The 12,013-nt window shown below is 73.7% G+C and carries 9 protein-coding genes and 2 pseudogenes; 4 read left to right on the top strand and 7 right to left on the bottom strand.

Annotation, left to right across the window (positions count from 1 at the left end; all coding sequences use genetic code 11):
• Window positions 1-24 precede the first annotated feature (24 nt).
• Window positions 25-852: pseudogene (locus tag ACNTMW_RS14370) on the top strand (hypothetical protein); the annotation flags it as partial.
• On the opposite strand, the gene ACNTMW_RS14365 reads toward ACNTMW_RS14370, so the two are convergent.
• From ACNTMW_RS14365 to ACNTMW_RS14350, 4 genes are all read right to left on the bottom strand, one after another.
• Complete coding sequence (locus tag ACNTMW_RS14365) at window positions 802-2,025, bottom strand: acyltransferase family protein (RefSeq protein ID WP_426634025.1); 1,224 nt, start codon at window positions 2,023-2,025, stop codon at window positions 802-804. The pseudogene ACNTMW_RS14370 and the gene ACNTMW_RS14365 sit on opposite strands and share 51 nt — an antisense overlap.
• A gap of 141 nt (window positions 2,026-2,166) precedes the next feature.
• Window positions 2,167-3,642 (bottom strand): glutamate-cysteine ligase family protein, encoded by a 1,476-nt coding sequence (locus ACNTMW_RS14360; protein ID WP_426634024.1) that lies wholly within the window; start codon window positions 3,640-3,642, stop codon window positions 2,167-2,169.
• 207 nt (window positions 3,643-3,849) lie between these two features.
• The gene (locus ACNTMW_RS14355; RefSeq protein WP_426634023.1) at window positions 3,850-4,626 is read right to left on the bottom strand and encodes a C1 family peptidase; all 777 of its coding nucleotides are present in this window, start codon (window positions 4,624-4,626) and stop codon (window positions 3,850-3,852) included.
• A gap of 385 nt (window positions 4,627-5,011) precedes the next feature.
• Entirely contained in the window at window positions 5,012-6,577 is a 1,566-nt protein-coding gene (locus ACNTMW_RS14350) for an MDR family MFS transporter (RefSeq protein ID WP_426634193.1), read from the bottom strand.
• A gap of 175 nt (window positions 6,578-6,752) precedes the next feature.
• Here ACNTMW_RS14350 and ACNTMW_RS14345 point away from each other — a divergent pair.
• Window positions 6,753-7,295: pseudogene (locus tag ACNTMW_RS14345) on the top strand (TetR/AcrR family transcriptional regulator); the annotation flags it as partial.
• On the opposite strand, the gene ACNTMW_RS14340 reads toward ACNTMW_RS14345, so the two are convergent.
• Window positions 7,274-7,804 (bottom strand): RICIN domain-containing protein, encoded by a 531-nt coding sequence (locus ACNTMW_RS14340; protein WP_426634192.1) that lies wholly within the window; start codon window positions 7,802-7,804, stop codon window positions 7,274-7,276. The pseudogene ACNTMW_RS14345 and the gene ACNTMW_RS14340 sit on opposite strands and share 22 nt — an antisense overlap.
• A 589-nt stretch (window positions 7,805-8,393) precedes the next feature.
• Here ACNTMW_RS14340 and ACNTMW_RS14335 point away from each other — a divergent pair.
• Both ACNTMW_RS14335 and ACNTMW_RS14330 read left to right on the top strand, forming a co-directional pair.
• A complete protein-coding gene (locus tag ACNTMW_RS14335) occupies window positions 8,394-8,693 on the top strand; it encodes a helix-turn-helix domain-containing protein (protein WP_426634022.1) in 300 nt (99 codons plus the stop codon).
• A complete protein-coding gene (locus ACNTMW_RS14330) occupies window positions 8,690-9,319 on the top strand; it encodes an ATP-dependent Clp protease proteolytic subunit (protein ID WP_426634021.1) in 630 nt (209 codons plus the stop codon). The genes ACNTMW_RS14335 and ACNTMW_RS14330 overlap by 4 nt, the downstream gene beginning before the upstream one ends.
• A 19-nt stretch (window positions 9,320-9,338) precedes the next feature.
• Here the strand turns inward: ACNTMW_RS14330 and ACNTMW_RS14325 are convergent, their stop codons facing one another.
• Both ACNTMW_RS14325 and ACNTMW_RS14320 read right to left on the bottom strand, forming a co-directional pair.
• Complete coding sequence (locus ACNTMW_RS14325; protein ID WP_426634020.1) at window positions 9,339-9,620, bottom strand: acylphosphatase; 282 nt, start codon at window positions 9,618-9,620, stop codon at window positions 9,339-9,341.
• 29 nt (window positions 9,621-9,649) lie between these two features.
• A complete protein-coding gene (locus ACNTMW_RS14320; protein WP_426634019.1) occupies window positions 9,650-11,977 on the bottom strand; it encodes a hypothetical protein in 2,328 nt (775 codons plus the stop codon).
• Window positions 11,978-12,013 lie beyond the last annotated feature (36 nt).

The following is a 12,013-nucleotide window of genomic DNA, read 5'->3' as shown; positions in this document are numbered from 1 at the left end:
TACATCGCCGTCGATGTCAGTCGGATGAATTTTCAGGGCAGGTCGGGGCGTACCGGAGGCCGCTACCGGGTACCACCCGGTCATGGCGACCGGCGGCCCGCTCGCCGTGCGCGGCGCGCACGGCACCATCGTCCCGCCGGGTCGTGCCCGGCGGCGAACGTCCGCGCAGTACCGATGGCCACGCTGACCGTCACCGTCGACCGGGACCTGGACCACTCGTTCACCGTGGTCGGATTCGCGGGCGAACTGGACCTCGCCGCCACTCCGCAGGTCCGGGGCGTCCTGGTGAAGTGCCTGGCCGAGTTCCCGCTCGCGGTCGTTGCCGACCTGACCAGGCTGGCGGTGGCGGACCGGTCGGCGCTGTCGGTGTTCGCGGCGGTGCCGCGCCACCAGCGGCACGGGCCGGCCGTGGCGCTGATGCTGTGCGCCGCGCCGGGCACCGCGACCGGCCGGGAGGTGTGCCGTCTGCTCGGCCGGGAACTGCCCGTGTACCCGCACCGTGATCTGGCTCTCGCGGCCGCCCTCGACGCGCAGGCCGGGCTGCGGCGGATCCGGGTACGGCTGCCCGCCGACCCGGGATCGGCCGCCGTCGCGCGCCGGCTGGTGGCCGGGGTGTGCGACCGGTGGGAGTTGGCCGACCTGACCGACCCGGCCCAGTTGGTGATCTCGGAACTGGTCGGCAATGCCGTGCTGCACGCCGGTACCGACCTGGATCTGACGGCGACGCTGCGCGGCCCGTACCTGCACCTCGCGGTGCGCGACGGCAGCCGGGTGCCGCCCCGGATGCCGGCGTGGACGGTGTCAGGGCGGCCCAGCATGACCACCGGTGGCCGGGGTCTGTACCTCGTCGAGTCCTGCACCGCCGATTGGGGTACCGCGGTGTCCGGAGACGGCAAGGTCGTCTGGGCGACGCTGCGCGGCGAGCGGGCCGGATAGGTACGGGCCGCCAGCCGGCCGTTCGGCAGTGGTCAGCGGCACCGGCCGCTCGCCGGTGGGCAGCAACGCCGGCGGGCGGCCGGCGGCCACGTCCTCCACCCACCCGAAGCTCGCGACCGCCAGCACGAGCAGCGTGCCCACCGCGGCGAGCAGGAACAGCCGGCCCGCCGGCCGGGCCAGGTCGATCCGCCAGTGGCCGGCGGCCACCGCCACGACCCCGATCGCGGTCTGGTGCCACAGGTACACCGTCATCGCCCGGCTGTTGAGGGCGGTCAGCAGCCGGGCCGCCCGGTGCGGTACCCGCGTCGCGACCGGTGCCGCCGGTCCGAGCAGGACCAGCAGGAACGCCGCCGACCAGAGCGCGTTGCCCAGAGGGATGTCGTTGAGGTCGTACCCGCGCGGGCCCGGGTGGGTCAGGATCCACCCGCCGCCGGCGGCGGCCAGCGCGCCCGCCGCGACCAGCAGGGTGGACCGGCGCAGTCGGCGCAGGACACCGTCGTGGTGGGCGAAGCCGAGCAGCCAGCAGTCGCCGTACAGGGCGAGGTCGGCGACCGGCCCGGGCGCCCGGGTACCGGTCAGGCTCAGCGCCACCAGCAGGGCCAGCGGCGCGAGCAGGCAGCCCACCGGCCAGCGGCGGAACGCGGGCAGCGCCAGCGGCGAGGCCAGGACGAACCACAGGTACTGCCGCAGGTACCAGATCATGCCGAGGGTTGCCGACCCCCACGCGTCGGCGGGCGGGTCGTGCAGCGGCACCAGCCACCACAGCACCGACCAGTCCAGGTGCATCCCGCCCGCCAGCATGACGGGTACGCAGACCGCGGCGAGCGTCCACACGGGAGGGAGCAGGCGGCGCAGCCGCCCGGGTACCGCCGCGGCGCCGCGCCGGTCCAGTGACGCCGCCATCAGCGACCCGGCCAGCGCGAACATCACGCCCACCGCCGGGAACACGACGGTCAGCCAGGCTACGCCGAGGCTGTGGTAGACGACCACGCGCGTGATGGCGAGGACCCGCAGCAGATCCACGTATGCGCTGCGGGCCCCCACCGTGCCGGCGACCGGGGGTGGGTCGGCGTGCCGGGAGGGTGACACGGACCCACCCCCTCGGTCGTCGACGCGCTGGCGCGGGGTCGGCGTACGCGACCCCGCGTCCTGCTGTCGACTCCCTGTCCGCCGGGCCTGCGTAGCGGCTCAGCGGGCGCTGTGAAGATGCTGAGAGATACTCGGCACCCGTCACACCGGCCACTCGTGGACGGCCGTGTTGGCGTGCATGTGCTCCATGTAGCGCAGCAGCATGCCGCGCAGCGCCCCGTACCGGTCGAGGTGGTCGTCGGTCTCCAACCGGCGGACGGTGTCGACCTGCCAGCGTGCGCCGTTCCGGCCGGTGACGCAGCGCCGCTCGATCACGCCGAGCAGCCGGTCGCGCTGGCCGGCGTCGACGCCCCAGCGGTCGAGCCCGGCGTACGCCAGTGGCAGCAGCCGGCGCAGCACCAGCTCACTGGCCGGTACCGTGCCCAGGCCCGGCCAGTACAGGTTGGCGTCCAGGCCGTGCCGCGAGGCGAGGTGGAAGTCCTCGGCGGCCGACCGGAACGACATCTGGCTCCACACCGGACGTTCCGCTTCGGCGAGCGCCCGGACCAGCCCGAAGTAGAAGGCGGCGTTGGCGAGGGTGTCCACCACGGTCGGCCCGGCGGGCAGCACCCGGTTCTCCACCCGTACGTGCGGACGGCCGGAGACCACGTCGTAGACCGGCCGGTTCCAGCGGTACACCGTGCCGTTGTGCAGCCGCAACTCGGCCAGGCCGGGGGTGTCGCCCCGGTCGAGCACCTCGACCGGGTCCTCGTCCTCGCACACCGGGAGCAGGGCTGGGAAGTAGCGCACGTTCTCCTCGAACAGGTCGAAGATCGAGGTGATCCAGCGCTCGCCGAACCACACCCGGGGCCGGACCCCCTGCTCCTTGAGTTCCTCGGAGCGGGTGTCGGTGGCCTGTTCGAACAGCGGGATCCGGGTCTCGCGCCACAGCTCCTTGCCGAACAGGAACGGCGCGTTGGCGCCCACCGCCACCTGCACGCCGGCGATCGCCTGCGCGGCGTTCCAGTACGCGGGGAACTGTTCGGGGGAGACCTGCAGGTGGAACTGGGTGCTCGTGCAGGCTGCCTCGGGCGCGACGGTGTCGGCGGTGGTGGCCAGCCGCTCGACGCCGTCGATCGAGATGTACAGGTCCTCGCCGCGCGCGGCGAAGATCTGTTGGTTGAGCAGCTCATAGCGCCGGTCGGCGGAGAGCGTGTCGTGGGTCAGGTGCCCCGGCCGCAGCGTCGGCAGGATGCCCACCATCACCAGGTGCGAGCCGACCCGCCGGGCGCGCTCCTCGGCGGCGTTGAGGCTGCTGCGTACCGTCTCCTCGAAGCCGGCCAGGCCGTCCGGCGCCAGTCGCTGCGGGTCGACGTTGATCTCGATATTGAACTGGCCCAGCTCGCTCTGGAAGTTGGGATCGGCGATGGCCCGCAGCACCTCGGCGTTGCGCATCGCCGGGTCGCCCCGGTCGTCGACGAGGTTGAGCTCGACCTCCAGCCCGGTCATCGGCCGGTCGGTGTCGAAACGCGACTCGCGCAGCATCCGCGCGAAGACGTCCAGGCAGCGCCGCACCTTCTGCCGGTACCGCTGCCTGTCCTCGCGGGTGAATTCCCGCTGGTCGACCTCCTGCCCCATCCGGGCACCACCCTTCCGCTCTGGCCGAGGGGTGGATACCCACGGTAACCGGCCGGACAAACGCGGGCCGCCGGTCGACCTCGGTCGCCGGCGACCCGCCGGGCTCGCGGTTCGCTGGCGGCCCGGTCCGCCCGTGCGGTCAGCTCGCCGACGCGCTGGGGTCGCCTGCGCGGTCAGCTCGCCGACGCGCTGGGGTCGCCCGCGCGCTCAGCTCACCCGCAGGACTGCCCAGAAGTCGGACGAGAGGGTGCGGTCGGTGAGGTAGGCGTACGGCATCGTGAAGTATCCGCCCTGCCCCCAGCCGGGGCCCCACGAGTTGCGGACCAGGAAGCGCGCGTCGGCGTCGTCGTAACCGACGGCGAGCACCGCGTGTCCGCCGAGCGCCTCTTCGGTGGAGTTCGGCATCGGTACGACGCCGGTCTTCGCGACCTCCGCGCTTTCGAAGCTCTCGTAGACCCGGAACCCGAACACGAACGGGTAACCGTGCGCGAGACACCCCTTGAGCTGCGACAGCAGGGGCAGGATCCGCTGGTAGGAGGTGGCCAGGTTGCCCTGCGCCTCGTCGTAGCACGCCTTCGGCGGCTTCTCGGCGAACCGGGAGACGTCGTACGGCCACGACGTCTCGCTGCACACGCCCTGTTTGGACACGCTCTTGATGCCGTCGCGGATCATGGCGCCGCTGTCGCAGCTTGTGGTGTGCTCCCGGGCGCGTTCGTTGTAGTAGATGAACAACCGGGACGGCATGAAGTCGGCCAGCTTCTGCTTGAGCAGGTCGAACTCGAACGCCCCGGCGATCGCGTTCGCCGTGCAGCTACCCAGCTGGCCCTGGTCGTAGACCTCCTTGGGGCACTGGTCCCGCAGGTCCACGCTGGGTGGCAGCGCCCGGAGCACCGCGGGTGGTGCCGCGTACAGGTGGTCGCGCTGGTCCGGCAGGTCCGGAATCCACCCGTACCGCTGGACCTTGCGAGGAGTAGGTGCAGTCATGATCGTCCTGCCTTTCGGGGGACTTCCGGTAGAAGGTGTTCCGGCAACGACGACACTCGCCGAGCAGATGCCCGACTCCGACTCTCCGCCGAGCAGATGTCCAGCTCAAGGAAAGTGTCTCCGACCGGACCGGGGTCGCCCGTGGTCCGGACGACCGGTGGGCCCGGTCAGCAGACCCCATGACGCCCGGTCTTCAGGCCGCGCGACGCCCCGCCGGCCACCGCCCGGCCGCCCGGTGGCCGGCAGGATGAGGGCGCGCGGGACGCGACGGAGGTGGTCGACATCGGCGGGGAGAGCGCGGTGGGCGCGCCGCATCGTTCCAAGATCCGCACCGGCCGGCGGGGGCGCGGCGTCCGGCGCCGGCACCCCCGCCCGGGTACCGGCGTTACCGCACCGCCGGCGCCGTCGGCTCCTCGATCCGTTCCGCCGTCCCCGGTTCCTGGCCGCCGGCGCCGGCGGCCGCCGGGCCACCGCGCAGCGGTACCTCCTTGATGAGCACGGCCAGCACGGGTACCGCCACCGCGAAGGCGATCGCCCAGGTGAACACGGTGGACACCGACGTGGCCATCGCCTCCAGGAAGCCGAGCCGCACCGGCGCCGGCAGCGCCTTCAGCGCGGCGGGGTCCAGTCGCGCGCCGCCCTGGCTGAGCTTGGCGCCGGCCGCGCCGAGGTGGTGGACGATCTCGGTGCCGAACCGGTGGTTGAAGACGGCGCCGAACATCGACACGCCGAACGAGCCGCCGATGGAGCGGAAGAACGTCGCCGTGCTGCTGGACACACCCAGGTCCTTCTGCTCCACGCTGTTCTGCGCGATCAGCAGCGTGGTCTGCATCAGGAAGCCCATCCCCAGGCCGAGCACGGCGATGAACAGCCCCGTCTGCAGCCGGCTGGTGTGCGCGTCCTGCAACGACAGCAGCCACATGCCGAGCGCCATCCCGACCCCGCCGATGACCGGGAAGATCTTGTACCGGCCGGTACGGGTGATGACCCGGCCGACGAACAGGCTCACCACCATCGCGGACGCCATCATCGGCAGGAGCAGCAGGCCGGAGTTGGTGGCCGAGGCGCCCTGCACGGTCTGCTGGTACAGCGGCAGGAAGTTGATCGCGCCGAACATCGCGAAGCCGAGCAGGAAGCCGATCGCCGAGATCAGGCTGAAGTTGCGGTTGGCGAACAGGTTCAGCGGCAGGATCGGCTCCGGTGCGCGCCGCTCCACGGCGAGGAAGATGCCGAGCGACACCACGCCGAGGGCGGCCAGGCCGAGGATCTGCGCCGAGCGCCAGGCGTACTCGTTGCCGCCCCAGGTGGTGATCAGGACCAGCGCGGTGATGCCGACTGCGAGCAGGCCGGCGCCGGGCCAGTCGATGCGGTGCTCCGTCCGGTACGTGGGCAGGTGCAGTCGGGCGGCGAGCAGCAGCAGCGCGACGGCGCCGATCGGCAGGTTGACGTAGAAGGCCCAGCGCCAGTTGAGGTGGTCGGTGATGAAGCCGCCGACCAGCGGGCCGGCGATCATGGCCAGCGACATGACGGCGGCCATCACGCCCTGGTACCGGCCGCGCTCGCGGGGCGGCACCAGGTCGCCGATGATCGCGAAGGCGTTCACCATCAGGCCGCCCGCGCCGAGCCCCTGCAGCGCCCGGAACGCGATCAGTTGGCCCATCCCGTTGTGAGGCCCGCCGAGCAGGTCGGAGCCGGCCATCCCGCACAGCGCCGACCCGACCAGGAAGATCAGGATCGACGTCAGAAAGATCGTCTTGCGCCCGTACAGGTCACCGATCTTGCCCCAGATCGGTGTCGAGACGGTCGTGCCGAGCACGTACGCCGTCACCACCCAGGACAGGTGGGCGAGGCCGCCCAGTTCGCCGACGATCCGCGGCATCGCGGTGCCGATGATCATGTTGTCGAGCATGGCCAGCAGCATGGCGAGCAGCAGGCCGGGTAGCACCATCATGACCTCGCGCTGGCGCGCTGGTGCCGTCTCGGATGCGGACACAGGTACGCTCCCCCTTGATCAAGCGGGCCGACTTACTTGCCGGCCGGCTAGTTAGCGTCGCCGGTACCGTAGACTCGGTACTTGCCGGCCGTCAAGTAAGTTTCCGATGCGGACAGGGAGCATCTCGAGCGCGATGAGGCAGAACGCCGACACCCGTACCCGGATCCAGGAGATCGCCCTCGAACTGTTCACCGAGCAGGGGTACGAGGCGACCTCGCTACGGGAGATCGCCGAGCGGCTCGGCGTCACCAAGGCGGCGCTCTACTACCACTTCAAGACCAAGGAGGACATCATCGCGAGCATGGTCGAGGACCGGATCGCGGTGATGGACGAGCTGATCGCGTGGGCGCAGACCCAGCCGCGGACCGGAGAAGCCCGGCGCGAGTTCGTCCGGCGGTACGCCCGCCACCTGCGGCACGGCCGGCACCACGACATGATGCGCTTCTTCGAGCGCAACCAGACCACCATGCGCGCCATGCCGGCCGGCGAGAAGATGCGCGAGCGGATGATGGCCATGCTGGAGTTCCTCGCCGACCGGGACGCGCCCCTGCCCGACCAGCTCAAGAGCGCGCTGGCGATCTTCGCCGTGCACGCCACCTGGTTCGTCCTCAACCAGGACGGCGTCAGCGACGAGCAGCGCCAGGAGGCCGGCCTTCAGGTGGCGCTGGAGCTGCTCGGCGACTGATCCGGCGCCGGCGTGCCGGGGTCGCCCGGCGGTTGCTCCGGCGCCGGCGTGCCGGGGTCACCCGGCGGCTGATCCGGCGGCGCGCTGGAGCTGCTCGGTGACGGGGCCGGCGTCGGGGCGCTGGCGCGCAGACGCTGGGCGGGGTCGGTGCCGCAGGTGCGCTGCCGCAGCTTCCCGTCGCCCTCCACCGTGGCGCACATCCCGCTGTACGCGTTGACCAGGGTGAACGTGTCCATGTCCGGGCGTACCACCCAGCGCTGGTTGTCCGCGTCGTGGCACGTCCACTGCACGATCCGGGCACCGTCGTCGTGGCTGGCGTTCTCCACGTCCAGGCAGCCGGAGCCGGCCAGGTTGACCACCATGTACTGGTCGTCCGGGCCGCGGGTCAACCGCCACTGCTGCCGGTCGGAGCCGTTGCAGTCGGTCGTGACCGCCCACCCGCCGTTGTCCGGGTTCTCCAGGTCCAGGCAGCGCCCCGACCCGGTGTACAGGGCGCCCATCAGTGGAAGCGTCGGTCCGGCCGACGGCGACGGGTCGGCCGAGGCCGGCGGCCGGGCGGGGGTCGGCGAGCCGGTCGCCAGGCCGGGCAGCGGGGCCTGGGGATCGTGGACCGGGGCGGCCTGCGCGCCCCCGCCGAGGGTCAGGCCGAACGCGGCCAGTACGCCACCGGCGGCCAGGCCGGCGACGAGGACGCCCAGGGACGCGGGCAGCAGCCACTGCTGCTGGGCCAGCGGGAGCGCGGCGATGGCCGCCTGGGCCGGTAGCGGGACGGTGGTCGTCTGGGCCGGTAGCGGGACGGTGGTCGTCTGGGCCGGTAGCGGGACGGTGGTCGTCTGGGCCGGTAGTGGGACGGTGGTCGTCTGGGCCGGTTGCGGTGCGGGGGTCGCCGGGGCCGGCTGCGGGACGGCTGTCCGGCGCAGGCCGAGCCGGCGTCGGACGCGGTACAGGCCGCCCGACTCGTGCGGTTTCACCGGACAATATTTACCTGGTCGATTCGATCTCGCCGCACGAGGGTGCCGGAAATCCGCTGGTAACGCCGCCGCTGGGTGATAGCGGCGCCACTGGCGGAGCCGTTATATCGTTTCTGATATGCCAGACGACGACCTTCCCGTGCTGCCCGGCTTCCGGGAGATGGCGCAGAACGCCCGGGGCCGCCGGGACCTGCTGGCCGAGCTGGTCGCCGAGCGCCGCGCGGCCGGGCTGTCCCAGGCCGAGGTGGCCGACCGGATGGGCACCTCGCAACCGGCCGTGGCGCGGGTGGAGGCCGGCGCCGTCGACGTCCGGCTGTCGACACTCCAGCGGTACGCGGCGGCGGTCGGCCGGCACATCGAGGTCCGGCTGGCACCGGCGGACCCCCGCTCCCCCCGAGCCGAGGAGAGTGAACAGTGAACCCGTCGATCCGCGCGAACCCGCCTGACCGCTGGGGCGTACCACCCGACCGGTCGCTGCCGCACCCGCCGTTCCAGGCCGACCCGGGCGTCGCACCCTGGCTGGAGGAGCGGATGTTCTCCCAGCGCATCGTGCTGATCCAGGGGCCGGTGGTCGACCACGTCGCCAACCGGGTGGCGGCCACCCTGCTCACCCTGGACGCGCTCGGCACCGAACCGGTACGACTGCACCTCAACACCCCCGAAGGCGACCTCTCCGCGGTGTTCGCGCTCGTCGACGCGCTGGAGGTGATGCGGGCACCGGTCCACGCGACGGCGATCGGCGAGGTCGGCGGGGCGGCGGTCGGCGTGTACCTCGCGGCGCGCCGGCGACTGGCCTACCCACACGCCAGGTTCCGGCTGGTCGAGCCGGACGCGGACGGCGTCAACGGCACCGCCGACCAGGTCGCGGCCGCCGCCGGCCGTTACCTCCGGGCGCTCGAGGACCTGGTGGTACGGGTCGCCGCGGTCACCGGGCAGCCGCGCAGCCGGGTCGAGGACGACTTCGCCGCGGGCCGCCTCATGGACGCGACCGAGGCGCGCGAGTACGGACTGGTCGACGAGCTGGTGCCACCGGCGCCCCGGTAGCCGGTGGGGCGATCGGCGGTCAGCTCGGCGGAGTCTGCCGGACGGTGAACCCGGTCAGCCCCTCGGGCGGCTCGTCGTGCACGTCCACGTGCGAGACGACCGCCTGCTCGGGGCCGTGCCCGGCCCAGTCCACGAGTCGCTGCACCGGATCGGGCTCGCCCTCGAAGACCGCCTCCACCCGCCGGTCCGGCAGGTTGCGCACCCAGCCGGCCACCCCGTGGGTGACGGCGACCCGGCGGCAGGTGTCGCGGAAGTACACGCCCTGCACGCGGCCGGAGACGACCACCCGCTTGCGGACCATGGTCGAACCGTCCGCGTCCGGCCGGCCGGTCAGGAACCGCCCGGCCGTGAGCCGGCGGGCTCCTCGTCCCAGGCGCGGGCCTTGCGAATCTCGTCGAAGAAGCCGAGCAGCCGGTTGAGCTCCGACGTGGTCGCCTTGTCGTCCTCGCGGATCGCCTTGCCCGACTTGCCCCCGGCGGTGCGGTGCGAGCGGATCTCACTGCGTTGCAGGAGGTCCTGTGAGTCGTCGGCCGGCTCCGGCGCCGACGAGGCCACGGTGGGCATCGGCGGCGGGGTGGGCTGGTAGACCGGCGGCATCGGCGGCATCGGTTGCTGCGCCGCGGGCTGCCCCGGCCGCATCGTCGGCGGCATCGGATGGCTCGCCGCCGGCATCGGCGGCGCGGCCGGTGCCGGCGGGTGGGCCAGACGCGGCGGCTGCGGGGTCGGCTGCTGGTGCGCAGGGGGCGGGACCGCGGGCCCGCGCTGCGGACCGGACGGGCGGGCGGCCTGCGTCGGGTGCGGCGCCGACGGCTGGTACGGGCTGTACCCCGGCTGGCGGGCCGCGTGCATCGGCGGGGGCGGCGGTGCCATCGGCGGCGGTGCCGGGGACACCGGCGGTGCCATCGGCGGTGGGCCGGGTTGCCGTACCGGCCGTGCCGGCGGCGCCATCGGCGACGCGAACGGCTCGCGGGCCGCGGGCGACTGCGCACGGGTCGGCTCGTCGGCGGGCCGCGCCGGGTAAGGACTCGGCTGCGGCGGGTACGGCGTCGGCTCCCGGAGCGCGTGGGTCGGCGGGGGGGTCGGCGGGGTGAGCTGCCGGGCGGCGTGGGTCGGCGGGGTGAGCTGCCGGGCGGCGTGGGTCGGCGGCGGGGTCGGCGGGGTGAGCTGCCGGGCGGCGTGGGTCGGCGGCGGGGTCGGCGCGGGCCGGTACCCCGGCTGTGGCGGGTACGGCGTGGCCGGCGTGGCCGCGGACGCCGCCGGGCTGACCGGCCGGGCGGCGTGGGGCGGTGGGGTGAGCTGCCGGGCGGCGTGGGGCGGCGGCGGGGTCGGCGCGGGCCGGTACACCGGCTGCGGCGGGTACGGCGTCGGCTCCCGGAGGGCGTGCGACGCCGGGGCGGCCGGCTGCGACGCCTCGCGCGCCCGCCGGCGGCCGGGCGGCGTGAGGACCCGGACCTCGGCGGTGCCGGCGAGCTGCTCCGTCAGCGCGGTGGCGAGGTCCATCACCGCGTCGTCGGCGCCGCGGGGCACCGCGAACCGCAGCCGCGACCGCGCGTCGGCGGGCAGCTGTTCCAGCAGCGCGGCGATAGCCGGACCGGGGGGTGCCGGATGGCCGGTGGAGGGCGTACCGATCAGGACGGCGCACTCGTCGACGTCGAGGGGGAGGGTGCGGGCCCAGTCGGCCGGTTCTGACAGCTGCTCCGGGCGGATCCACAGGCCGGCCTCGATCGTCTCGACCGCCCAGCCGGCGGGGAGCGCGAACGTCGCGTCGCCGGCCGGCGTGGTCAGCAGCTCGGGCGACGGGTTGACCCAGTCGGTCGGCTCGGCCGCCGCCGACACCGCGCGGGGGTCGTGGCGCAGCTCGCGGACGAACGGTCGCCAGCGGGGCCGTCCGTCGGCGTCGATGGTGACCAGGGCGCGCTGTCCGCCCGACCCGTACAGCGGAAGGCCGATGCGCGACCGGGTGGGCGTGCCGAGGATCGAGGCCGCCACGTCGCCGAGTCGGCCCTCGGCGACCGGCTCCGGTCCGTACGGGGTGAAGACGAGCCGCTCGACCGTCCGGCGCGGCAGGATGGCCAGCGCCCGGGCGAGGTCGTCGTGGTGCAGCGGCTTCTCGTCGGGATGCGAGACGATGAGCGCCGGGTTGTCGGGGTCGACGGGCACCGAGTAGACCAGGTCGGTGACGTTGCGGTAGCCGGAGCGGTGCAGCCACAGGCCGGCCGGCACCTGCTCGACGACCAGGTCGTTGCCCAGCTCTCCGACGTCGCCGAGGTCGGGGTCCCAGTGCGGGGCCGGGTAGCGCCAGCCGACGCGGGACGGCGCGCTGCCGGGGGCGAACCGCCACCAGCCGCCGGGGCGCTGCGCACCGCGGCCGGCGGCCGCGAACAGCGAGCCGCCCGGCACCCCGAGCAGTGGTCCGGCCGGGGCGATCACCTCGACGCCGAGCCGGGTGGCGAGCTGGTAGGCCGGGGCTGGCCGGTCGTCGTGCAGGCAGCCGCTGTTCCACGCGACCAGGCGGACCCGGTTGCAGCGCGGTGGGAACTGCTCGGTCAGGGCGTCGGCCAGCTCGTTCATCATCGCCGGCAGCAGGCGCAGCGTGTGCGAGGTGACGACCACGGCCAGTTCGTGCGAGCCGGACGCCTTCGTGACCAGTGCCGTCATGCCGGCACCGGGCTCCGGTCCGGAGTGCACCATGGC

Origin of the sequence: Planosporangium spinosum (assembly GCF_049999945.1) — a bacterium.
Lineage (GTDB): Bacteria > Actinomycetota > Actinomycetes > Mycobacteriales > Micromonosporaceae > Planosporangium > Planosporangium spinosum.
Note: the sequence above shows the minus strand (reverse complement) of the source record. Positions and strands in the feature narration are given on the sequence as shown.